This is a genomic window from Nitrosomonas sp., from assembly GCA_031316255.1.
GTDB lineage: Bacteria > Pseudomonadota > Gammaproteobacteria > Burkholderiales > Nitrosomonadaceae > Nitrosomonas.
The window spans coordinates 1,561,038-1,585,267 of sequence record JALDQW010000001.1 but is presented as its reverse complement, the minus strand read 5'-3'; the positions used below and the strand labels follow the sequence as shown (position 1 = coordinate 1,585,267).

Here is a 24,230-nt window from a genome sequence, read left to right as displayed (position 1 = left end):
TATATATTTTACCGCTTGTATTTCTTTGTTTTAATCTATTTTTGTTTTTTCTTAATCATTTATTCAATTGATTGGCTATCTGGAGCGTCACTGCCCGGAAGCTTCTTTTCCGGTTTTACTTCAAAGGGATTATCCAAAAAAGGTTCATCATCATACAATCTGAGCGGCGGGTTGCCATCATAGATTAAAAACTCCCGATGTTGTAACGACGCTTCCCGCACGAACAGATACGGATCGAGCGCCGCCTGATCGCGTATGCGCATGGGTCCAGCCAGGCGCGCACGCTTGTCAATTGCGCCCAGCACAGTCAGCGGAACAAAAACAGGCGCACCGACGACAATACCGGCATAGAAAAGCATATTGGTTACAACGGTTACCGGTACGCCAACGACATCGCGTTCACTGCTCGGCCCCAGAATCGGAATAAATAAATAGGAACCGGAATCGACTCCCCAGACCGCCAGTGTCTGGCCGAAATCTTCATCATGTTTTTCCAGTCCCATATGCGTTGCCATATCAAACAGACCCAACATCCCGATTGTGGAATTGACCAGAAAGCGCAGCCCGTCTGCGAAACCCTGTTTGACCTTGCCCTGCAAAAAAGCATTTAAGACGACATTCGGATACGACAGATTATCGTAAAAATTACCGATTGAGCGCTGAGCGGCATTTGGCACATAATCGACATAGACGTCCACCACCGGTTCAAATAATACCCGATCCACTTTATCAGTGAAATTATAGGAAACACGATTAATATCCTCATGCGGATCAACCGGATCCACTTCAGTATTTTCTTTCTTGGACAGCGAAGAACAGCCTTGAAGAATCACTATCAAGAGCAGCAAAAAAACCATTCTCGGCAGATGTGTTGTTTTTTCTGCTTTCATACGACTAAAAGCCTGATCATCCTCGTTCATTAACCAATACAACCGGCCACTTTATAAAAAACCGCTATTTTAATATGAGACGCTATCGCCATGTCACAAAATTAAAATACAGCACCAGACTAAATGCTCTGCCGAACGGGTAAACGCCGCGTAATCAGCCCCTTACTATCCAACCAATCAATTTCATCAACCAATGCCTGGTAAACTAAATTCTGTGGCAACTTTAACGCCTTGACTGTTTTCTCGCTATCAAAATACATGGAATAACGCGCCAATCGCACACCGGTTAAACGCGCCTTGGGTTGACGGTGCGTCACAAAATCCGCAAGAAATTACGAAACGGCGCCTGCCATTAAAGCGACTCAGTAAGGAACACGTATTTTCGGCATCGCAAGTCCGGCAATTTCTTCAATCATTCGCAACAATTCACTGAGCGTCATATTTTTATGTCCCAATAAATATAACGCTCACCAAATCGGCCATGCTCGACTGTCAGGTAGTTTAGTTTGGAACATCTTTTAACGCTTTTCTGACGGTCCCAGCGTCACATATCATCCCACGCAAGTAACTGTTTGACGATATAAAAAAACGCCACCTGCGCGACATTATATCCGGCGGCTCTTAAACAGCCTGATCTATTTATTCAAAATCAATAGATTACATATGAAAAAATAAATTCAATGCATTTGATCGATTCTGGAGCCTACCGGTTTACGTTCTCCCTGAATTGTTTCGACCAACTTTAATGCTTGTAATTCCATTTCAATGGCCAGTGCATCAACTTTTGCCCGGAAATGGCGGTAGAAAATCATACTTGGAATTGCGACCAAGATACCAAAGGCCGCATTATAGAGGGCAACCGAAATACCATAGGCCAGCTGCGCCGGGTTACTGCCCGCTGGCGAGCTTGACCCGAAGATTTCTATCATGCCAACGAGGGTGCCAAACAAACCCATCAATGGACTCAGCGCGGCAATGGTACCTAATGTCGTGAGATAGCGATCCAGATCATGCGTTACCACACGGCCGGCTTCTTCGATCGATTCCTTCATTATCTCGCGCGAGCTATTTTCATTTTGCAATCCGGCTGCGAATATCTGCCCAAGCGGAGAATGCTGCTGCAGTTTTGAAATCATATCCAGCGTAACACCACTTCTTTTATATTCATTCAATACCCTGGGCAATAAATCCTTTGGCGCGACGACACGCTGACGTAATGACCAAATCCGTTCACCAATAATGCCCACAGCAATGATGGAAGCAAAAATAATAGGCCAGATCGGCCAACCAGCTGCTTCAATTAACGATAACACGCAACACTCTCCTCATTCACCAGATTGAAATAATTATCAGGTATTTTAATCCCCAAACCCATTACATAATGTATCCTGCCAATTTGTTTTCAGCAAGATGATCTATTTTTTGTCCACAAATTCTGTGTATAACTGTGTGAATAACACTTGCGAATTGATAATAAGACCCCAATACAAAAAAGAATTTTTTACTTCGCCAAAATTTGAGTCAATTTAATTATTTTATTATAAACAAAGTGTTACAATAAAAGCATGATTCATAACACTTAAAAAGCCTTGTGTTTCCATATTCATCCAAAGATGTGGATCATTTTTGAATATTCCTATGAGTTTGTTACCCACACCTGAGACTGTACATAAGATTATAACGGTAAGCGAATTGAATCGTATTGCAAAAGCTGTTCTTGAAAACAATATCCCTTTACTTTGGGTAAATGGTGAGATTTCAAATCTTAAGCGATATCCATCCGGTCACTGGTATTTTTCACTCAAAGATGCCAATTCACAAGTCCGTTGCGTCATGTTCCGGCACAAAAACCAGTATATCGACTGGCAACCACGCGAAGGCATGCAAGTCGAAGTGCTCGCACTGGTATCGCTTTATGAAGCGCGCGGCGATTTTCAACTGAATGTTGAATCCATACGCAGCGCTGGCCTGGGTAAATTGTTTGAAGCATTTGAACAACTCAAGGCACGGCTGGAAAATGAAGGTTTATTTGATCCGGCACGCAAAAAAAACCCGCCCACTTTTCCCAGGCAGATCGGCATCATCACATCTTTGGCTACGGCAGCATTGCGCGACGTCATTACCACCCTGCGACGCCGCATGCCCATGTTACCGGTGATTATCTATCCTGCGCCCGTTCAAGGCAAAGAAGCTGCGCAAAGTATTGCCGCATCGATTGCAATTGCATGCAAGCGGCAAGAATGCGATGTCTTGATCCTGTGCAGAGGCGGGGGCAGCATTGAAGATTTATGGGCATTTAATGAAGAAGTTGTCGCCCGCGCAATTGCAACCTGCTCAATCCCGGTCATCAGCGGCATTGGTCATGAAACCGATTTCACTATCGCCGATTTTGTTGCCGACAAGCGCGCCCCCACGCCGACAGGTGCAGCAGAATTGGCTAGCCCGGCAATTGAAACATTACAACAGCAACTGAAAAAGCAACACCAGCATTTGCAACGCGCAATGATGCGCCACCTGGAAAACCGCATGCAGCGCATCGATGTCTTTGCACACCGGCTCATTCACCCGGGAGAGCGACTCAAAAGCCAGTTTGTGCATTTTCAACATTTACAAGAACGTTTAATGAGCAGTTGGACGTATCAAGTCGAAAAAAAACTATGGAAAATCAGGGAATACCAACAACGCATCGAATCAGGCCGTCCGGACATCCCCCGTATAAAGGAGCAACAAAGCAGACTGGCAGCCCGGTTACAACAAACTGTCGCACACTACTTTGGCGCCCTGGACAATAAACTACAGCACCAGCATGTCAAATTAATGCACCTAAACCCACAAACAATCCTAGACCGGGGTTACTGTATCGCCTACTCGTCGCAAGAATCGGTAGTGCGTAATGCGAATCAAATCCGTATTGGCGAAAAAATTCAGGTAAAATTCGCGAAAGGGAAGGTCGACGCAACAGTAATAAAAATCAAAAAAAAAAAATCTGATACGCCAACAACTTGAAAATGACAAAATCTCAGAAAGAATTTCAGCGATTTGACACCCCGAAAATCATTTACGATCAACAATTCCCAAAAAGGAAAAAAACCAATGCCTAAAACTTTTCTCTTACTGGGCGCCATAAACACCTTTCTGTGCATCGCACTTGGCGCTTTTGGCGCACATGGCTTAAAAAACATACTCAGCAGCGAAATGCTGGCCATTTTCCACACCGGCGTACAGTATCATTTATATCACGCTCTGGGCCTGCTCTTTATCGGGTTGCTGCTGTTAAATTATGCCAAATCACGTCTTATAGCGCTGTCCGGCTGGTTTATGTTACTGGGCATCGTCCTGTTTAGCGTTAGTCTGTACGTGTTAAGCCTGACTGGAATAACCAGCCTTGGAATGATTACGCCATTTGGCGGCGTTTCCTTCATGATCGCATGGGCACTGCTTATCATTGCGCTCTGGAAAGAAAACAGCGCTGCGCAGTAAGCACTTGAATGCGCATTTACTCAGTTTTTTTGCGCCGTGCCCACGGGGGCTTGAATCTGTTCTGTCCGATGAATTGATAAAAACAGGCGCCGACGCGGTTCGTCCGGCCAATGGCGGCGCATACTTTCAGGGAAACTGGCAGACCTGCTATCTAGTCAACCTGAATAGTCGCATCGCTAGCCGCGTTTTATGGCAGGTAGCCAAAAAATCCTACGCTACAGAAACGGACATCTACAACATTGTCCTGTCATTGCCCTGGCAAGAATGGTTTCCTCCCGAATTAACCCTACGTGTCAATCTGGCCGCTATCAAATGTCCGTTACGCAGCCTGGATTTTATTACGTTGAAAATCAAGGACGCAGTCTGTGACAAATTCCGCAAAACAACCGGCAAACGCCCCAGTATTGATACCGTAGAACCCGACATCCGTATTCACGGTTTCCTGAATTCACAGGATTTTACTGTCTATCTGGACACATCCGGAGACGCGTTATTTAAACGCGGAAATCGAAAATCTGCGGGAGAAGCGCCATTACGTGAAAACCTGGCGGCCGGCATTCTTTATCTGACGGGCTGGCAACCACACACGCCTTTACTCGACCCCATGTGCGGCAGCGGCACTTTCCTGCTCGAAGCCGCTCAAATTGCACTAAACATCGCGCCCGGTTCACAACGCCGCTTTGCCTTCGAGCAGTTCAACCATTTTGATCAGCAGCTATGGCAAACGCTCAAGAACAAAGCGCATGCAGAACAACGCCCGTTAGTAACGCTGCCAATTTACGGCAGCGATCTGTATGGTTATGCGCTGGCTAATGCACGCACTAACCTGGAAGCGGCCGGACTACTGGATGCCGTACACTTGAAACAAGCCAATATTCTGGAAATTTCAGCGCCGGAACCGCATGGTACTTTAGTGATCAACCCGCCATACGGCGTTCGCATCGGCAAAACCGAATCTTTAAATACATTTTATCCGGAAATTGGCAATATACTGAAAAACAAATTCAGCGGATGGAATGCCTATATCTTGTCTGCCGATCCGGCGTTACCCAAAACAATCCGGCTTAAAGCATCACGCCGCACACCTTTGTTTAACGGCGCACTGGAATGCCGGTTGTTCGAATACAAACTCGTTTCGGGCAGCATGAGAACAATGGATAAAGTCAAGATTCAAGACCACTGACAACGGTCACGGCACGCCACCCCAAGGCAGGTTCCAGTTCATTCACAAGACGTGCTCGCCGCTAACCGCCTCATTTGGCGGCAACAGGCCTGCAACGCCTGTTGCAGTCAAGTAAGCTATCGTATCTTGGTCTATCCCCTGCTTTCCAGCAAACCATCCAGCCATCTTTTCCACTGATGATATTTCTTTATCAACGCACGGTTTCTAAACACCACTTCGATTTCTTTCGCTCGTAGATGTATATGGATTTTATCGTGTGCCGCAAACAATGCGGCACCGAGAAGACTTGCCTCCTTTTGCTGCAAATGCATTACCGGGAAAGAGACGCATTGCGCGATGCCTTGTTGCAGGCAGGCCAGTTCCGACAGACCGCCGGAGAGATATACCTGAGTGAGCGGCATCTGCCGGTGATAGTCTTCGAGAATACGCACCACCCTGAACACAATTGCTTCGAGTAGCAGAACGGCGGTTTGCCGCGTTGTCAGCGCTTCCGTGGATACGGAAAAACAAACCCCCAGGTGACTGTTGAAATAGGGCGCACCAAGACCACTGGGTTCGGCAAGACACATAATATCGCTGGTTGCGAATTCGTCTATTTTGCACGTGCGAAACGGATAGGGCGCCAATGCTGCGGCGATTGAATTTAATGTGCCCTCGCTGGCCATATAGACAGCACGATGCCGATCTTGATAAACCAGGGTATGCAGATAACCGTCCAATGGTTGAACATCCCCTTTCAAACAGCGGATCACAAATCCGCCGGTGCCCAGATTGACCAATGCCTTTGATGAATCGTTCATAACGCTCGCAAAAAGCGCTGCGGATTGATCGCCAACGCTCGCCTGCAACATCAGGGTATCGAGCACGGACAGATTGAGCCGCGCCGAAGGCATGATCCGAGGCAGAATTCGGGACGGAATGTTAAAGAGACTGCACAACTCTTCAGACCATTGTTGCTGATGTATATCCATGAGTAGCGTGCGCGCAGCCATGGATACATCGGTGCAGAAATACTGACCGTTACTCCAGCGCCAGATCAGAAAGGTATCCAGCGTACCCGCAAGCCAGATACCCTGTATCAGTTTCTCACGCCAGTCCGGATGATCCCTGAGTAAAACACTGAGCTTGGGCGCAAAGTAGTATGGCGTCAGGCGCAACCCGGTCAATGCCGGAATCAACGCCGCGATTTTTGCAACCTTTGCGGCTTTTCCAGTTTCATCATAAAAATGACTACCGCGGCTGTCCTGCCACGAAATCAATGGCGTAACCGGTATTCCGCTCTTTTTATCCCAGATCAGAAATGATGATCGCTGGCTGCAAAGCCCTAATGGCGGTTTCGACTCAGTATTTGCAAGGCATTCGGAAAGCGCCGCTTCAGCGATTTCAAGGTAACGCAAAGCATCGCTTTCATAGCGTTCACCCTGATGTTCGATCTCAGGTGCCGGCCGGCTGACAATATTCCGAAGTTCACCATGCTGATCCAGTAACGCGGCCTTGATCGACGTTGAACCCAGGTCAAGCGCTATAGCAACTTCCGGCGCATTGATCGGCATAATTCAGAAATAAGGCCCTGTCCGGCAACGCGCGATTTCCTGCCGGCGCCGGATTTCATCCCAGTGCAGCGCACCTGAAATTTTGTCAACAATCCGATGCAAGTCTGCTTCAGTCAATTTCGCCAGTATCAGCAGCGGAATACGGCGGCGCAATAAGTCATCCAAATGCATGACCATTTCGTTCGCGGCGCAAAATATCAGGTCTGCATCAATAAACGGCAGCGCCGGAATAATCCGGCCGGCCAGGGCAGGCTGCAATTCGATGGCGTTCAGTATTTCCGGGACGTTGCGACCATGACGGCGGATTAACCACAACGCGCTTTCCGAATCGACGCCTAATTGCACGGCTCGTTCCTGGATTGCCGCTGACCAGGCGGGATAATTCTTCCACAAGTCCTGAAAATCCTTCGAATGTTGCGGCGACCAGGGGAAAAACCGGTCCAGCGTCGTACAAGACATTTGAACATTGCGTTGTTTGCAAACCTGATCGACAATCTGCGCGGCATCCTGACGTGCGGACGTCAATTTGCCGCCAATTGAATAATGTACACCATTCGATGCCGTTTTCAGTACCCAGTCGCGGCTTACCGATGAAGGCGCAGCGGTCACAGCAGATGACGCCTGATGTGCTTGTTCATCCTGCTTTAGCACGCGTACTCCGGCAAATGCGGCAATGATATCGTCTTGTGTCCACGGTGTTCTCAGATAATCATTCACCGCGTTGAGCAAATATTGCACTTCCGATTTTTCAACGTCGATGCTGTCCAACGACCCCTGATAAGCCGTATCAGTGGTACCCAGCAGCGTCAACCCATACCATGGAATCAAGAAAAACACGCGCCCATCCGATCTGGCCGTAAGCAGCAAGGCTTCATTTTTGAGCATGGCCGGCATGATCAGGTGTATGCCCCTGGTCAACAAACAGTTGACCTGATCCTGACTATCCGTCGCCAGCCAGGGGCCAGTCGCATAAACAATTTGATGCGCACGAACTTCGTGTTCTTCATCGGTCAGCCTATCATGAATTTTTGCGCCGCTGGCCTGCCCGTCATTTTCCAGCACATGCATCAACGTACAGTAGTTCACGCAAACAGCGCCGGCATCGATTGCGCCGCTGACGAGCTCCAGAACCAGCCGCGCATCGTCGGTTTGCGCATCAGCATACGTAAAGCCGCTGCTTAACGATTTGGTATTCAGAAAGGGAAAGCGTTCACAAAAACGCCGATGACTAAAAAAACGATGCCGCATCATGGCTCGCTGACTCACAGCCAGAAAATCGTACAGCATCAGGCCAAGCTTTAAACGCAACGCGCCGACACGGCTATGCGCATAAACCGGCACGCCAAAACGCAGCGGCCAGACACGATGCGGGGCCACCTTCATCAGCATTTCCCGCTCAGCCAGGGTTTTACGCACCAGTTTGAATTCATAGTGTTCCAGATAGCGCAAACCGCCGTGCACCAGCTTGCTGGAAGCTGATGAGGTCGCATTCGCCCAATCGCCCTGGTCAATGAGCGCCACTTTCAAACCACGTAGCGCCGCATCATAGGCTGTCCAGGCGCCATAAACCCCGCCGCCGCAGACAAGCAAATCAAATGTTTGATGCCATAGCGGCGACGGATGGCGTTTCATGCGCCGTCCGATAACGCCTTGCGATTTTCCAGTGCTTTATGCGGCACATCGCTGATCAGAATATCCACACCCAGCCGCAGTGCTTTGTCGATATCGTCATCGGTATTACAGGTATAAACAGCAATGCATTTGTCTTCCCTACGCAGCAGATCAACAAGCGCTTGATCCAGCATGGCAATCGGCAGACAAAATCCATAAAGAAAAGCGCATTCGTTTAATGACTGGCGCACATCATTTTCGGTATGGTGATCATCCAGATTATAAATCAGCGGCGCTCGGGACCGGTAACGATGCGCATAGATCAGACTGGGCAGATTGAACGATGAAACCATAATCCGTTCATTGATTTGATCGTCAGGGACAGAGCCGATCAAATCCAGTACCTGTTGCATTTTTATTTCATGGCGGGAAACAGGTTCCCAGTCACGGTTCTTGACCTCAATCAGCAAACGGCAGCGCTGGCGGAAATCGTTCAGAAATGTCTGCAATAGCATAATTCCTTCGCTGCCTGTCTGGGGAAAATTGAGTGTTTTCAACTGTGCATAGTCGAAATCATCGATATGTTTATCTGGCATGCCAATCTTGCCAAGAAACCGGTCATGCCAGAGCACCGCGACTTCATCCCGGCTCAACTGCACATCGGTTTCAATTCCGTCGATCGCATCGTTCAGCGCCTTGTCAAACGCCAGCCGGGTATTTTCCATAGCCTCGGCACTTGCGCCGCGGTGTGCAAAAATCAAACATTTTCCCGTTTCTTGATCAGGTATGTTCGTCGACATGGCGATTGCCTCAAATTATTGATCCGTGGCAGACTGCAACAAAGCAATAATGCTTTCATCACGCGCGATTTCCAAAGCGGTCTTACCGCTATTGCTTTTGATTGCCGGATCGGCGTTAAAATCGAGCAACAGCTTTACCGCCTCGTTGTGATCATGCATCGCCGCCCACATTAATGCGGTAATACCGTCATCATTTTGCTGGTTAATCTGGGCGCCTTTTTCGAGCAACACTTGAATGACCGGAACATGGCCATTTTGTGCAGCCAGAATCAACGGTGAAAAACCGTTTCTGGCTTTATGATCGATACTGGCGCCATGCTCGATCAACAACTGAACAACTTCCGCCTGGCCGACCAGGGCTGCCAGCGTTAATGCCGTCGCCTGATTCTTGTCCTGCTGTTCAATCTTTATGCCTTTTTCCAGTAACATTTTAACAATATCCACGTAGCCATTCTGCGCTGCGACATGCAACGGCGTCGTCTGGTTGATCGCAATCAGATTTACCGGCGCATTGCTAGCGAGCAGGGTTTTAACAATGCCTGTGTGGCCGTTACGGACTGCCATATAAAGCGCTGTAGTACCATCGGATGCCTGCATGTCTATTGTTGCATTTTTAGCCAGCAGCTTGTCGACAATAGCATCCTTCCCGTCCAGCGCCGCAATCATGAGCGCCGTCACTTTCTCTTCCGTCTGCAGATTCACCTTGGCATTTTTATCGAGCAGGGCGTCAACAATAGACTCATAGCCACCCTGAGCAGCAACCATGAGCGCCGTAATTCCGTCGCTGGTTTGCAGATCGACATTGGCGCCTTTCGCCAATAACGCCTGAACGATTTTTTCGTGTCCGTTTTTGGCGGCAACAATCAAGGCTGTCGCGCCACCGGAATTCTGCGTGTCCAGTGACGCATCTTTTTCCAGCAGCATTGCGACAACATCATCGTAGCCATACTGTGACGCAACAATGAGCGGAGTAAAGCCCTTCTCATTTTGCAGGTCGGGCGTAACGCCTTTATCGAGCAATTCCTTGACGGTTTTTTCTTTTCCAGAAAAAGCCGCTTTAAATAACTCGGTTTGATCATCGGATGCGCCTACTGCACTGACCGCTGGGGCGTTTTGTGCATTTTGCGCGTTTTGTGGATAGGCAAAACTGTTGGCAGCCGGTAAAAATAAAACGGCTGCTAAAAATATAAATGATTGACGCTTCAAATAGTGTTTTAATTTTTCGATATAATTCATTAAGAGCACCTGTGTGTCTGGCAACTTTTTTCTTATGTTATCAATTTCAGGATAAGCTGACTTGCGCACCCCCCCAACCGGCTATTTTACCTCAGAATTCCGGGCGGGACATTTCAGTTTGACCAAATCTGAATATAGGTATTTATTTTTAATTGTTTTTTCAACTGCTCAACAATGATTGACTGCATTATCCCAGATTGGCCTGCACCCGAACATGTTAAAGCACTGTTTACCACGCGGCGCGGCGGTGTGAGTAGCAACTGCGCCAGAGGCAATTTTGCAACACTCAATCTGGGGGCGCATGTCAATGATCTTCCGGTTGACGTGGAAAAAAACCGGGCGCGACTGCAAAAATATTTGCCTGGCGCCCCAAAATGGCTCGACCAGGTACACGGCACCAGATATGTCTGGATGGAACACGCCGCCGAACCGCCGGCAAAGGAAAAAGGCGATGCCGCCTTGAGCCGTCAGCGCAACACGGTCTGTGCGATCATGGTCGCGGATTGTTTGCCGGTTTTTTTATGCGACACCGCTGGCAGCGTCGTCGGCGTCGTGCATGCCGGGTGGCGCGGACTCGCTGCCGGCATCATCGAACAATCAGTTGCCGCACTTCAGGTTAACCGCGGCAAATTGATGGCATGGCTGGGGCCTGCTATCGGACCTGATCATTTCGAAGTCGGTAAAGACGTCAGGGCGGCTTTTGTTACACAGGACCCTGGCGCGGCCAGCGCTTTCGCTGAAAAGACCAGTCCATCCACACAAACAGAAAGAAAATGGTCCGCGGATATCTTCCAGCTCGCCCGCCGTCGTCTTGAGAATGCCGGCGTTACGCAAATTTTTGGCGGCGGCATCTGCACGTATAGCGATCCGGCGCGTTTTTTTTCCTACCGGCGCGACACTGCAACCGGCCGCATGGCTGCGCTCATCTGGCTGGATAAAAACACATAACACCTCAAATGAGTTCATGCCTGATGTGCAAAAGCGTATAATCCCGCCTTTCCATTTGATTTTACTTTATGTCTACGCTTTCCTGGATCATCCTGGCCAGCTTTATCGGTGGCGTCCTGAGCCTGCTCCTTGCGGCCATGCTTACACTCAACACACGGGCAACCTGGGTTTCAAGACTTGTCTCATTTGCAATCGGCGCACTGCTTGGCGCCGCGTTCCTGAATATCCTGCCTGAGGCGTTTGAGCGTTCTGATGATCCTGCACAAGTTACCGCCTTGGTGTTGTTTGGCATTCTGCTGTTCTTCATACTGGAAAAACTTGTATTGTGGCGCCACTGCCACCTGGAAGACTGCGAGGCACACGATCCGGTCCATGCAACTCATGGAGCGCCCAATGTCGTCGCCACGACCGTCAGCGGTGCTCATGCTCACGAGCACGATCAGGGCCGCAGCGGCATGATGATCATGATCGGCGACACTTTTCATAATTTTGTCGACGGCATCCTCATCGCCGCCGCTTTCATGGTGGATGTACAGCTCGGCATCGTCACGTCCATCGCCATTATTGCCCATGAAATTCCACAGGAAGCCGGTGATTTCATTATCCTGCTCAATTCAGGCTATACACGGCGAGCGGCATTCATGATGAACCTGTTATCCAGCTTTGCCACGCTGGTCGGCGGGGTGTTGGCTTATTTTATGCTGAATAAACTTGATTTCATGATTCTGCCACTACTGGGGCTGGCGTCCGCCAGCATGATTTATGTCGCGCTGTCAGATTTAATCCCCGGCTTACACAAGCGTCCCGAGATCGGCGCAACAGCGCAACAGGTCACATTAATCCTGCTCGGAATCGGCTTGATCTGGTTTGTCGGTCTGTTTGCGCATGGGCATTAGCCCGTTAATGTTTTCACTTCCTTGAGAGATGGTTGATCTTTTTTCGGTAATTTCATAAAAAATCGGACAATCGGGTAGAATAGCCATTGATTTTTCAAACTAAAATGAATGCTTCTGATAACAAACCAGAGAAACGATTTATGCACTGGACGCATGTAATTCTGATTGTTTTGTTGACTATACTGGTCACCATTGCGGGCACCTACTGGGCGCTCAAAACGTATATTTTCGCTTCCGACTTTACCCCGGTAACACTCAGCGCAAAAGAGGAAAGCGCGCTTGAGACCAAGCTGAGTGCACTGGGTTACGAATCCGGTTCTTCAACAACCGAGCACTCCAAAGGTACACAACCGGCACAAAAAGATGAATTTGATGAAAACGGCTTTCTAAAACCGGAAGCGTATTCCGAAAAAAATGCAACGCGTGCAGTCAGCTTCACAGAACGGGAATTGAATGCGTTGCTGGCCAAAAACACCGATCTCGCCCAAAAACTGGCCATCGATCTTGCTGAAGGACTGGTCAGCGCAAAGCTGCTGGTTCCGTTTGAAGAAGATTTTCCGATGCTTGGCGGAAAAACGCTGCGCTTTAATGCAGGAATCGGCCTGACATATGAAAACGACAAGCCCATCATCGTCCTCAAAGGTATCAGCATCATGGGCGTACCCATCCCCAACAGTTGGCTGGGCGGGATAAAAAATATTGATCTGGTCAGCGAGTTCGGCGCCGATCCGGGATTCTGGCAATCCTTTTCCGAAGGCGTCGAGAATATCCAGGTGTCAGACGGCCAGATTACGATCAAGCTAAAAAAATAGCCCGATCAGTCATGATTTTTTATTCAGCATATCTTTAAGATTTGCGAAGGGATTGTGAGTAGCTACTGATTCTGATTCGCGGATATCGGTGCGGTCCATAAAGTCCTTGAGTTTGGCGTGCTCATTTTCATGACAATACGTGCACAGCAGTTCCCAGTTACTGCCATCAGGCGGATTGTCATCATGATTGTTATTTTTGTGGTGTACTTCGAGCAATTGCAGATTTTTATGGTCAAAGGTGCGCGCACAGCGGCCGCACACCCACGGAAATAATTTCAGCGCCTGCTCCCGATAGCCCTTGGCACGCTTTTCCGCATTACGCCGCGCTTCAAGGATAACGCGGTCCAGTTTGCCGGTTTCTTTCGCCATATCAGATTTCCCCTTAAACGCTGCCGAATATGGCAGTATAGCGATTTTTCGGTATCGGTAAGCAATATTTCTTCACATGATAAATCGGCATGCATCAACCTGATTTTTTATAGCTTGCATACCTCAAAAAGAATTTTTGAAGTGGACTTTTCCAATCCGGAGTTAATTTATGGAATACCTTAACCAAGCCTGGGTCATATTAAAACTGGGGGGATACATTATCATCCCGTTATCGCTGCTCGGCATCATCGCGCTGGCGATCATGATTGAAAAAGCATTTGTCTACTGGCGTTTTGCCCGGCTTTCGCGCGACCTGGCCAACCTGATCGAGACCTACGGTTTCAAATGGGAAGATCTGGAAAAAATCCTGTCCGGTCTTGACCGGCGTCATTATTACAAGCGATTTTTTGAAGTCGTGATTGCAAACCGGCACCAGCCGTCCTGGTGGACCGAATCGCGTGCAGCCGATGAAGCGCAGATCATCGAAGAATCGCTGGCGCGCCGGCTCTGGGCGCTGGACACCATCGTGACCGCAGCACCGCTGCTCGGTCTCGTGGGCACCGTGATTGGCATGATGAGCGCGTTTCAGGTTATCGGCAGCGAAGGCATTGTCAATCCGACCGCAGTAACCGGCGGCGTTGCCGAGGCGCTGATTGCAACCGTGATCGGCCTCATTATCGCGCTGATTGCACTGTTCGGATTCAATTATTTCTCCCGCCTGCAATCGCAAACCATGGATGAAATGGAACGGCTCGGCACGCGCCTGATCGACCATATCCGGCTGGATCAGAAGGAAGAACCCCATGAAACTGCGTAAATCCAGAATACCCCGTAAAGGCTATATCCAGATCATTCCCATGATCGATGTCATGTTCTTTCTGCTCGCCACATTCATGCTAGCATCGTTGTCGATGCAAAAACTGGACTCACTGCAAGTCAATCTGCCCAAAGGTCAGGCCGAAAAACTCAGCGAGGAAAAACCGGTCACGCTCACGCTGACCAAAGACAGCGAAATCTTTATCAATCAGGAACCTGTTACCCTAGACACGCTGGCCAAAACACTCAAACCGCTGATCCAGAACGCCCAGCCGAAACTCATCGTTTCAGCAGACAACGAAGCCCCGCAAGGCATCGTCGTGCAGGCCATGCTGCAGGCGCGGCATGCAGGCGTGCAGCAGTTTCTGATCGCGGTGCAGCACAAGTAAATCCGCAATGCACGCACGACCCATGGCAATGCCCAGCTCAAGATCGCTGGAAGTCCGTCTCTGGTGGCCGCTGCCGCTGGCGGTACTGATCTGGCTGCTGATCATCTGGGTTTTCGGATTTTTTATCGCACAAACCGATGACGAGATTGATACCGCCATTTCAATCCCCGATGCCATCGAAGCGGAATTTATCGAATTACCGGAACGCTCGCAGCCGCAGGAAGCAGCCCCACCACCACCCAAGGGTGTTGAAACACCGCCCGAACCCGCTCAGCGGCCCGAACCGGCGCCGCAATTGAAAACACCGCCATCACCGCGCGTCCGCCCCGCCTCGCCGCCCAAGCAACCGCCCATCACACGCGATGCCATTGAACCTGCAAAAACGCCGCAAAAATCGGATACCCCCGCGCCGACCGATTTGTCCGAGTTTATCAACCAGAGAAGGCCGCAACCACAACCTCAACAGCCTGCCACCCCGAGTCGTCCGGCCGGTATTTTCGACGGTCCCGAATACGCCCGCAACAACACTACCGAACCGCAGCCCTCGGCGGAGGAAATCCGCATGGCAAAAGTGCGACGCAACCTGCAAACGCCCGGCACCAGCGGCATTTTCCAGATCCTCGAAATACGGTCGCATTACGCCCGTTTCTCGTTTCGCGCATGGACCACCAACGTCAGCAATCCGCGCCGTGAAATCATTCAGGTCGAAACAGAACCCGGCGGCGACATCGAACGCGCCGTTATCCGCCGCATGATCCAGCTCATCCGCCAATACCACCAGGAGGACTTCAACTGGGAATCCCACCGTTTGAACCGCGTCATCGTCCTGTCCGCACGCCCCAGGGATCAGGAAGGGTTGGAAGATTTTCTGATGCGCGAGTTCTTTGGAGAGCCGTTACCGCCGTATATGCGGTAGGATGTGCCGATGCAAGGAGGCGCATCGTTCGCGATTTGATGCGCCTTGCGGCACATCCTGCCCCCTGAGTCTTTTTACTGCGTGCTTCCTGATGATACCAACGCAAATCATTTACCAGATCGCCGGTGTTGCGGCTGGGTACAATTGTTTGGTCAGGTGACAGCGAATCATACCTATCCGTTTTGCTCGCTCTGATAACGTAAGGTAAATGTAATCAGCATAGAACAGCCAACGATTGTTATTGTTTCCGAACTTTATGGAATCGGCAGAACATACTTTTTTCAGAAAGTAGCACGCCAGCATCGAAAAATTAATTCAGTGATGTGTGCTCAATGCCGATATTTCAGAAGATTTTATTCAATTTGCGAGGATGCGCAATCACGGGTTAGTGAAAGATCTTTTCAAGATGGGCAATCCAACGCAAAACAAGGTGGAAACTGTTAATCAAGCAAGGAAAAAATGATGAAGCTCGATCTCAAGAATGTAAAGCAAATCGTTACGATTATATGCAGCGCGATTATACTCGGCGGCGGAGCATGGTATGCCATGGAGATTGTTATGGAGGATCAACCACTGTCATCAGAATCTTCACCGTTGCCAACCGCGTCGCTTCCTCAGCCAACAGCAGTTGAAGCTAAAACAGAGGTAGTGGCAGAAGGAGAGACCGATGCAGAGATGCAGGTAGAGACAGATTCTGATTACCCACCTTCCGCTGTAGTGGAAAAATCGCCCGGCCAGTTGATCGATGAAATCGTTACTGCCTCCGGTTTGCATAAACAGATCAGGGAAATTCCCGACAAGATTATGATGGGTGCCAAACAGTCCTCGGCAATGCCGCGCGATCCTGACGCAGTTAAACAGGTTGAAAAAATTATGACAGAATCGTTCAAACCGGAGCACTTTCATCAGCGCATCCGCAAAGCACTACTAAAGGATTTTGATCATGATCGTATTGCAGGATTATTGAAATCTTATCATTCACCGCTCGTGAGAAAGATGCAGGCATTTGAACAGCGCGATATTCAATCCGATGCGTTCGAAAGTTTCATGGATGGGCTTGCTGATGCGCCATTATCGGAAGAACGGTTCCGACTGGTTCGCAAATATGATTCCGCCACCAATATTACCGATTTCGCTGTCGAACTCGTGGCCGGAACGACACGCGCCATGATGATGGGAGCGACAAGCGGTGACATGAACAAAATGACCGCATTTGATGCGGATTTTGCGAAGCACAGAAAAGATTTGACCGACACGATGCGCAATGTGATGCTGGTAACACTGGTTTATGTATACCGGGAAGCCAGCGATGCCGAACTTGCAGAATATGTTGATTTCTTCACTTCCGAAGACAGCAAGTGGTTTGAAACACTCTCAATGGCTACGCTACTTGAGGAATTTCATGCCGGTGCGCAATTTGCCGGGGAACGTCTTGCTGCATTAACTCAGACAAAACATGCAAGCGCCGACGAATCAGCACTCACGACCGTGGATGTACAGCACAACGATACTGCCCCAGATACTCCAAGAAAAACCAGGACACCCACCTTGACAGCGAGATCGAATCTGGACGCTCGAATGTGCCTCAACCTTGCCAGTAACGTCGAGATACAACGCTGTGCCGAGGATTTTCGCTAAGTAAGAATCTATTTGTTCGCGGGATTACCTTATCCCGCAAAGGACAAAAGCGCAAAGATCAAAGGTCAAAAATCCCTGGCAATACGAAAACTGACGTTGTAGAGCGCAATACCAGCGCAGTAGAGTAGGCGCATCAATTGTGATCCGATGCGCCTGCCGGCACATCCTACTCCTGCGCAAGGAAATGATCCATGTGATCAGCCAAATGAACCAGATACAGTGCTTCTTCGGGCGGCATGGGGTTACGCAAAAATTCAGCAACCCCCGAGGATATTCAGCTGCGTCGACTTACCGCTGCCTAAGCACCCAGCAGCACGACCAGATCGCCCTTAAACAGATCGAGATCGACACGGCGGCATGCACCACTGTCTCGCCAACCCGACAAACCCAGGTCAATCCGCGTCCCTGAAAAACAACATCAGCCGTCATGGCGCCATTCCGCTTTTACCAAATTTACGATTCACTCTACACAAAGTAAAGAATTGATTGTGAACAGTATAGTCTCAAGTGCATGCTATACTTTGACGTAAAGCTGTATGAGTCACCCTGTAATGGGCATCTCTAAAAATTCAGCGTTTAAAACACAAGGCGGCGCGGATGCTCGCAAATATGGATTCTTAGAGTTGCCCTAAAAATAACCATTACACGTTTGCCCCACACTTATGAAAAATATGCTGGAACATGTCGCCAAATACCTTTTTCGTTTTACCTATGGTCGCGATCCTAAAGGCGAAGGTCCACGAATCAGGAAAAAATTTGCATATTTTACCCCCGAAGATTACTACCAGGCGTCAATCGTTTCATTACTTAAAAAAAACGACAAATGGCTCGACATTGGTTGCGGCAGGAATATTTTTCCAGACAATCAAAGGCTCGCAAGGATTCTAACCAAAAGAGCAAAAGAGACAGTGGGTGTTGACCCGAGCCCCAATGTACTGGACAACGAATTTCTCGATCACTCATATTTGGGCTATACAGACAGCGTCAAAGAAGAAAATCATTTCAACTTGGTTACGCTGCGCATGGTGGCAGAACATGTGGCCGATCCCGATGAACTTGTCGCCCAGATCGACAGGGTTTCCGCACCGGGCGCACATGTCATTGTGTATACGATTTACAAGTGGTCGCCTATACCCATCATCACCAAGCTTACGCCTTTCTGGGCGCATCATGCCCCCAAACGGTTTTTCTGGAATGTGGAAGAACGGGACACTTTTCCCGTTGAATATAAAATGAACACAAAGTCGGAGTTAAATCAGATTTTTCTTCGCAGGAATTTTGAAAATATCGGTTTTATGTATCTGGACGATTGCCGTACGCTGGCTAATTTCAAGCTGGCGCTGTACGCAGAGTTGATCTTGAGAAAAATCCTGAATTTCTTTAATCTGCACTACCCGGAACTTTGTATCTTAGCGATCTATAGAAAAAAATAAAATCGGGTTCTTCGCAGAAAGCGTACCAAACTATTACATGAAATTCGGTGACTCAAATGAGTGCATGGCCAAAGTGAATTATCAATCCGTTTAATTTAAGGATACGATATCAGCAGCACTTTTCCGGCAAACAAATTAAGAATTTATGGCTATTTCTTCATAAAAATGATATCCCAACAACACTTGGCACACTTTTATCGAACCTTTTACAATGTGTTTTCTTAAGATGTCAATCAGGGTTTTACTTCAAATAAACACCCCCCAGGTTTTGGGAGAATGCAATTGAGAGACCTGCTCGTTTTTGCGATTGTTTTTGGCGCATTACCTTTTGTCTTTAAAAGACCACACTGGGGTATTTATCTTTGGTCGTGGATTGGCTACATGAACCCGCATCGACTCAGCTGGGGTTTTGCCTATACTTTTCCATTTGCATTCGTCATCGCTATCGTCACGATTCTTTCATTTTTTGCCTCATCAAAAAAACTTAAGTTCTTTTGGACACCTGCAATTGGCTGGCTTGTTCTGTTTAATGTCTGGATGTTGCTGACTACCATTTTCTCCACAAATCCGGACGATGCATGGGTACAGTGGGAAAAAGTCATCAAAATTCAATTCATGACTTTCTTAACGCTATGGGCGTTAACTGACAGAGAGAAGTTACATATTTTTGTCTGGATAATTGTCTTATCCATCGGTTTCTTCGGTTATAAAGGAGGCATATTCACCCTGCTGACCGGCGGTGAATCACATGTACTCGGCCCGTCCGGTTCTTTTATTGAAGGCAACACTGAAATTGGCCTGGCGCTCGTAATGATTGTGCCGCTTATCTGGTATTTATATCTTCATACTGAAAACAAATGGATTCGTTATGGCTTGATATCCGCTTTGCTGTTCATTCCGATTGGAATTCTCGGTACTCAGTCTCGCGGTGCTTTTCTAGCAATTGTCGCAGTTGCAGTATTCTTGTGGTTTAAAAGTTCAAAAAAAGCAGTCATCTTCTTTGCTTTGCTATTGTTGTCACCTTTTGCTTTCATGGCCATGCCGCAGTCCTGGCATGATCGAATGGCCACCATAGAGACTTACGATGAAGATGCTTCAGCTGTAGCACGACTCAGATCCTGGGAATTTGGCTATAAGATGGCACTCGATCGTCCTGTCCTGGGTGGCGGCTTTGAAAGTTTCACAACCGAAAATTATCAACGTTATGTTCCACACCAGGTAGAATCAGGCGACGCATCATTTCATGACTATCACAGTATCTACATCGAAATCCTTGCCGAACATGGCTTTGCTGGTCTGTTTATTTTCCTGATGCTATTTTTATATTATTGGCGGACAGCAAATAAAATCATAACAACAGTCAAGCTGACCGGACAAAATAAATGGGCGCTTGATCTGGCGGCAATGCTGCAAGTCTCATTCATTGGCTATGCCGTCGGCGGAGCATTTTTGGGATTGGCTTATTTTGACCTTTTTTACCATTTTCTTGCCATACTGATTCTGACTCAAAGAACCCTGGAAGAAAAAAGGAATCTGAACGCTTCAGAAACAGAACATCATTCGGACGCGTCAAACTTCAACCAGCCTGCTAACCCTGCGCCTGCAAAGAAAAAACGACACCGGCCAATGGCGGCAGAATAATTTTAAGCGAGTAAGGCAACCCCATCCACGGTTCATGGTTCGAATTGATATATCCCGCATTCCCCATATTGCTGCCACCATAATAAATGGAATCACTGTTAAAAATCTCCCGATAAACACCGTCTTCAGGCACGCCGATACGGTATTTTTCACGCGGAACCGGTGTGAAGTTGAGAATCACTATGACAAAGCGGCCATCTTTCGACCGGCGCAAATAACTGATAATCGATTGATCCGCATCATGGCAATCAATCCAGGAAAAACCTTCCGCGGAAAAATCAAGTTGATGTAACGCAGGCGTTTTGCTGTAGATATGATTCAAATCGCGCAACGCGGCCTGAACACCCGAATGCGATCCAGATTCCAGTAATTTCCAGTCAAGCTCACGGTTGACGTTCCATTCGCTTACCTGCGCAAATTCATTCCCCATGAAATTCAGTTTTTTTCCGGGGCATGTCATTTGATAAGTCAGCAGCAAACGCAAATTGGCGAACTTCTGCCAGTCATCACCGGGCATTTTGTTGATCAAGGAACCTTTGCCATGCACGACCTCGTCATGCGAGAAAGGCAGCACGAAATTTTCCGTATAGGCATAGAGCTGACTGAATGTCAGTTGATCATGGTGATAGCGCCTGTAGACGGGATTCTGTTGCATATACGACAACGTATCGTGCATCCAGCCCATATTCCATTTCATGGAAAATCCTAGACCGCCCACATAAGTCGGGCGCGAAACCGCAGGCCATGAAGTGGATTCCTCTGCAAGCGTCAATGCACCCGGAAATTCCTCATGCACCATAATGTTAAGCGCGCGCAAGAAATCGATCGCATCCAGATTTTCACGTCCACCAAACTGATTCGGCAGCCATTCGCCTTCATTACGCGAATAATCCAGATACAGCATGGAAGCCACCGCATCCACACGCAATCCATCCAGATGAAATTCAGCCAGCCAGAAATGCGCACTCGATATCAGAAACGATTTCACTTCGTTACGGCCATAATTGAAAATGTAAGTGCCCCAATCCTGATGAAAGCCTAAACGCGGATCTTCATGTTCATACAAGGCGGTGCCGTCAAAACGCGCCAGCGCAAAATTATCCTGTGGAAAATGCCCCGGCACCCAATCGAGAATAACCCCGACACCCGCCTGATGACAGGCATCCACGAAGTATTTAAAATCCTCGGGGGAGCCATAACGGCTGGATACGGCGAAATAGCCGGTTGTCTGATAGCCCCAGGACTCATCGAGCGGATGTTCTGAAATCGGCATTAATTCAATATGGGTATAGCCCATATCGAGTACATAAGGCAATAAATGCTGAGCAAGTTCGCGGTAGGTATAAAACCGCCCATCCAGGTGCCGTTTCCATGACCCGGCATGTATTTCAAGAATATTTACAGGCGCATGCAGCCAATCCCATTTGGCGCGGTTTTCCATCCACTGCGTATCATGCCACTGAGAAGTGCTATTTTCGGCAGGAACCAGCGCGGCAGTCTTGGGGCGCAACTCATAACGGGTTGCATAGGGGTCGGTTTTAATTAAAACTTCACCGCTATGGCGATTACGGATTTCAAATTTGTACAATGTATCCGGCGGCAACTCCGGGATAAACAGCTCCCATACGCCACTGGCATGATGCACCGCCATAGGGTTGACGCGACCATCCCAACGATTAAAATCGCCCACGACGCTGACACGCTCTGCATTTGGCGCCCATACCGAAAAACAAACGCCGTCAACACCTGCATTCGTAATGCGTTGAGCACCCAGCGCCCGATAGGCCTGATTCAATTTGCCCTGATTAAACAGGTACAAATCATGATCGGTAATCTGCAACGCGAATGTATAAGAATCGTAAGCTTCAATGATCGGCACCGCCTGGCCCGCATGATTTTCAGCCTCAACTTTGAGGCGCACGGGCATTGACGGTTGTTTTTCTCCGCACCACTCGAATACACCCTCGGCATGAATGCGCGCCATCTTTTCAAAACCTTGAGCGGTTTTAATCCAGACGGCATGAGCATCGGGCCGGAAAACCCGCGCCCGGAAGTCGTTCAACGTTTTATGAACGCCCAGATACGCAAATGGATCATGCAGCCGGCCGGCCAAAAGTGCTCCGAGCAACGGATCAATGACCGTATCGGGTAATGACTGTTTCAATTTACTAGATGACATGCTGAAATTATAACGTGTCTTTGGTTTGCTTATTGACAGATATCATAGTACGGTACTATATACTGAAAACAGAAAAATCGACTCTAAAAATTTCTGATAAAGTCAGCACAAGAAAAAAAGCGCATCTATTTGAGCGGGAGGTCACTGATGGAACAAAAGTTCAACCTGGATACTACAAAGAGCAAAATTACCGGTAATACCATTGCGCTGATATTGGCAGGTGGCCGCGGCACCCGTTTGAAACAGCTTACCGACTGGCGGGCAAAACCGGCCGTGCCGTTTGGCGGCAAGTTTCGCATTATCGATTTTCCGCTATCCAATTGTGTCAATTCCGGTGTGCGCCAGATCAGTGTCCTGACCCAGTACAAAGCGCAAAGCTTAATTCAGCATATTCAGCGCGGCTGGAGTTTTCTGGATGGACGGTTTAATGAATTTGTCGAACTGGTTCCGGCACAGCAACAAATCAAGGAGTCCTGGTATCAGGGCACGGCCGACGCCGTTTTCCAGAATCTCGGTATTCTGAGGCTGCACGATGCCGATCATGTTTTGATTCTGGGTGGAGACCATATCTATAAAATGGATTATGGAAAACTGCTGTCAGAGCATGTTGAAAAAAATGCCGATCTAACTGTCGCCTGCGTGGAAGTCCCTCTGGAAGAAGCAAGCGCATTTGGCATTATGGCGGTTGACGATGACTGGCGCGTCGTCGATTTCATGGAAAAACCGGAAAAGCCGCCCGCCATGCCCGGACATCCCGACAAGGCACTTGTCAGCATGGGAATCTATGTATTTAATACCGCTTTTCTTTTTGAGCAGTTAATCCGCGATCACAACACCGAATCCTCATCGCACGATTTTGGCAAAGACCTGATTCCGTATCTGGTGCCGCGTAACCGGGTTTTTGCGCATCGTTTTATGGACAGCTGTGTAAACATGGTCGGTGGAATTCCCTACTGGCGCGATGTGGGTACAGTGGATGCTTATTGGGAAGCCAATATCGACCTCACGACCATAACGCCAGACCTGAATTTGTACGATAAAGACTGGCCGATCTGGACTTATCAGGAGCAATTGCCGCCCGCCAAATTTGTTTTCGACGATGAAGAACGCCGCGGCCAGGCGCTCGACTCGATGGTTTCCGGCGGCTGCATTATCAGTGGCGGCACCGTGCGCCGTTCCTTATTGTTTTCCAATGTACAGGTGCGCAGCTTTAGTCACGTTGAAGATTCTGTGATTCTGCCCAATGTCGATATTGGCCGTAACGCACATTTAAGACGAGTGGTAGTTGAAAAAAATTGCCACATTCCTGAGGGACTTAAAGTCGGTTTTGATAAAACCGAGGACAGCAAGCAATTCCACGTCACTGAAAAAGGCGTCACACTCATCACGCCGGAAATGCTAGGACAGAAAATACACTACCTGCGTTAACACTCTAAAACT

Annotated in this window: 22 protein-coding genes; 13 read left to right on the top strand and 9 right to left on the bottom strand. The window is 48.5% G+C overall.

Annotated features, from left to right (window positions below):
- Positions 1–59 precede the first annotated feature (59 nt).
- From MRK00_07140 to MRK00_07130, 3 genes are all read right to left on the bottom strand, one after another.
- Positions 60–920 carry a VacJ family lipoprotein gene (locus MRK00_07140; protein ID MDR4517146.1) on the bottom strand — a complete coding sequence of 287 codons (861 nt, stop codon included), beginning with the start codon at positions 918–920 and terminating at the stop codon, positions 60–62.
- 89 nt (positions 921–1,009) lie between these two features.
- Positions 1,010–1,207 carry a hypothetical protein gene (locus tag MRK00_07135; GenBank protein ID MDR4517145.1) on the bottom strand — a complete coding sequence of 66 codons (198 nt, stop codon included), beginning with the start codon at positions 1,205–1,207 and terminating at the stop codon, positions 1,010–1,012.
- 360 nt (positions 1,208–1,567) lie between these two features.
- Positions 1,568–2,203, bottom strand: coding sequence for a MotA/TolQ/ExbB proton channel family protein (locus MRK00_07130; GenBank protein ID MDR4517144.1), 636 nt, complete (start codon positions 2,201–2,203; stop codon positions 1,568–1,570).
- Between the two features lie 325 nt (positions 2,204–2,528).
- On the opposite strand from MRK00_07130, the gene xseA reads away from it, so the two are divergent.
- From xseA to MRK00_07115, 3 genes are all read left to right on the top strand, one after another.
- Entirely contained in the window at positions 2,529–3,896 is a 1,368-nt protein-coding gene (xseA, locus tag MRK00_07125; GenBank protein ID MDR4517143.1) for an exodeoxyribonuclease VII large subunit, read from the top strand.
- An 87-nt stretch (positions 3,897–3,983) separates the two neighbouring features.
- A complete protein-coding gene (locus tag MRK00_07120; GenBank protein MDR4517142.1) occupies positions 3,984–4,370 on the top strand; it encodes a DUF423 domain-containing protein in 387 nt (128 codons plus the stop codon).
- A gap of 4 nt (positions 4,371–4,374) precedes the next feature.
- A complete protein-coding gene (locus tag MRK00_07115) occupies positions 4,375–5,553 on the top strand; it encodes a class I SAM-dependent RNA methyltransferase (protein MDR4517141.1) in 1,179 nt (392 codons plus the stop codon).
- A gap of 131 nt (positions 5,554–5,684) precedes the next feature.
- On the opposite strand, the gene MRK00_07110 is transcribed toward MRK00_07115, so the two are convergent.
- From MRK00_07110 to MRK00_07095, 4 genes are read right to left on the bottom strand one after another with little or no spacing between them, the layout of a single operon-like run.
- Positions 5,685–7,106, bottom strand: a complete 1,422-nt coding sequence (locus MRK00_07110) for an FGGY family carbohydrate kinase (protein MDR4517140.1) — start codon at positions 7,104–7,106, stop codon at positions 5,685–5,687.
- Positions 7,107–7,109: 3 nt separating this feature from the next.
- On the bottom strand, positions 7,110–8,738 hold the full coding sequence (locus MRK00_07105) for a glycerol-3-phosphate dehydrogenase/oxidase (protein ID MDR4517139.1): 1,629 nt from the start codon (positions 8,736–8,738) through the stop codon (positions 7,110–7,112).
- Complete coding sequence (locus tag MRK00_07100) at positions 8,735–9,517, bottom strand: glycerophosphodiester phosphodiesterase (protein MDR4517138.1); 783 nt, start codon at positions 9,515–9,517, stop codon at positions 8,735–8,737. The genes MRK00_07105 and MRK00_07100 overlap by 4 nt, the downstream gene beginning before the upstream one ends.
- Positions 9,518–9,532: 15 nt before the next feature.
- Positions 9,533–10,753, bottom strand: coding sequence for an ankyrin repeat domain-containing protein (locus MRK00_07095; GenBank protein ID MDR4517137.1), 1,221 nt, complete (start codon positions 10,751–10,753; stop codon positions 9,533–9,535).
- Between the two features lie 174 nt (positions 10,754–10,927).
- Between MRK00_07095 and pgeF the strand changes: the two genes are divergently transcribed.
- The 3 genes from pgeF to MRK00_07080 all read left to right on the top strand — a co-directional run bounded on the left by pgeF (position 10,928) and on the right by MRK00_07080 (position 13,409).
- Positions 10,928–11,701: a peptidoglycan editing factor PgeF gene (gene pgeF, locus MRK00_07090; protein MDR4517136.1), complete on the top strand. Its 774-nt coding sequence runs from the start codon at positions 10,928–10,930 to the stop codon at positions 11,699–11,701.
- A 68-nt stretch (positions 11,702–11,769) separates the two neighbouring features.
- Positions 11,770–12,597, top strand: coding sequence for a ZIP family metal transporter (locus tag MRK00_07085; GenBank protein ID MDR4517135.1), 828 nt, complete (start codon positions 11,770–11,772; stop codon positions 12,595–12,597).
- Positions 12,598–12,737: 140 nt separating this feature from the next.
- Positions 12,738–13,409 (top strand): arginine N-succinyltransferase, encoded by a 672-nt coding sequence (locus MRK00_07080; GenBank protein ID MDR4517134.1) that lies wholly within the window; start codon positions 12,738–12,740, stop codon positions 13,407–13,409.
- A 9-nt stretch (positions 13,410–13,418) separates the two neighbouring features.
- Here the strand turns inward: MRK00_07080 and MRK00_07075 are convergent, their stop codons facing one another.
- On the bottom strand, positions 13,419–13,778 hold the full coding sequence (locus MRK00_07075) for a YajD family HNH nuclease (GenBank protein MDR4517133.1): 360 nt from the start codon (positions 13,776–13,778) through the stop codon (positions 13,419–13,421).
- Positions 13,779–13,947: 169 nt separating this feature from the next.
- Between MRK00_07075 and MRK00_07070 the strand changes: the two genes are divergently transcribed.
- The 6 genes from MRK00_07070 to MRK00_07045 all read left to right on the top strand — a co-directional run bounded on the left by MRK00_07070 (position 13,948) and on the right by MRK00_07045 (position 20,611).
- Positions 13,948–14,595 carry a MotA/TolQ/ExbB proton channel family protein gene (locus MRK00_07070; GenBank protein MDR4517132.1) on the top strand — a complete coding sequence of 216 codons (648 nt, stop codon included), beginning with the start codon at positions 13,948–13,950 and terminating at the stop codon, positions 14,593–14,595.
- Positions 14,582–14,983, top strand: a complete 402-nt coding sequence (locus tag MRK00_07065; protein MDR4517131.1) for a biopolymer transporter ExbD — start codon at positions 14,582–14,584, stop codon at positions 14,981–14,983. Before MRK00_07070 ends, MRK00_07065 begins: the two co-directional genes overlap by 14 nt.
- Positions 14,984–15,005: 22 nt before the next feature.
- Positions 15,006–15,899, top strand: a complete 894-nt coding sequence (locus MRK00_07060; protein ID MDR4517130.1) for a hypothetical protein — start codon at positions 15,006–15,008, stop codon at positions 15,897–15,899.
- A 462-nt stretch (positions 15,900–16,361) separates the two neighbouring features.
- Positions 16,362–17,537 (top strand): hypothetical protein, encoded by a 1,176-nt coding sequence (locus MRK00_07055; protein MDR4517129.1) that lies wholly within the window; start codon positions 16,362–16,364, stop codon positions 17,535–17,537.
- A gap of 662 nt (positions 17,538–18,199) precedes the next feature.
- On the top strand, positions 18,200–18,970 hold the full coding sequence (locus MRK00_07050; GenBank protein ID MDR4517128.1) for a class I SAM-dependent methyltransferase: 771 nt from the start codon (positions 18,200–18,202) through the stop codon (positions 18,968–18,970).
- Between the two features lie 282 nt (positions 18,971–19,252).
- Positions 19,253–20,611 carry a putative O-glycosylation ligase, exosortase A system-associated gene (locus MRK00_07045; protein MDR4517127.1) on the top strand — a complete coding sequence of 453 codons (1,359 nt, stop codon included), beginning with the start codon at positions 19,253–19,255 and terminating at the stop codon, positions 20,609–20,611.
- Here MRK00_07045 and glgB read toward each other — a convergent pair.
- A complete protein-coding gene (glgB, locus tag MRK00_07040; GenBank protein ID MDR4517126.1) occupies positions 20,559–22,790 on the bottom strand; it encodes a 1,4-alpha-glucan branching protein GlgB in 2,232 nt (743 codons plus the stop codon). The genes MRK00_07045 and glgB overlap by 53 nt on opposite strands.
- A gap of 147 nt (positions 22,791–22,937) precedes the next feature.
- On the opposite strand from glgB, the gene glgC reads away from it, so the two are divergent.
- The gene (glgC, locus tag MRK00_07035) at positions 22,938–24,218 is read left to right on the top strand and encodes a glucose-1-phosphate adenylyltransferase (protein ID MDR4517125.1); all 1,281 of its coding nucleotides are present in this window, start codon (positions 22,938–22,940) and stop codon (positions 24,216–24,218) included.
- Positions 24,219–24,230 lie beyond the last annotated feature (12 nt).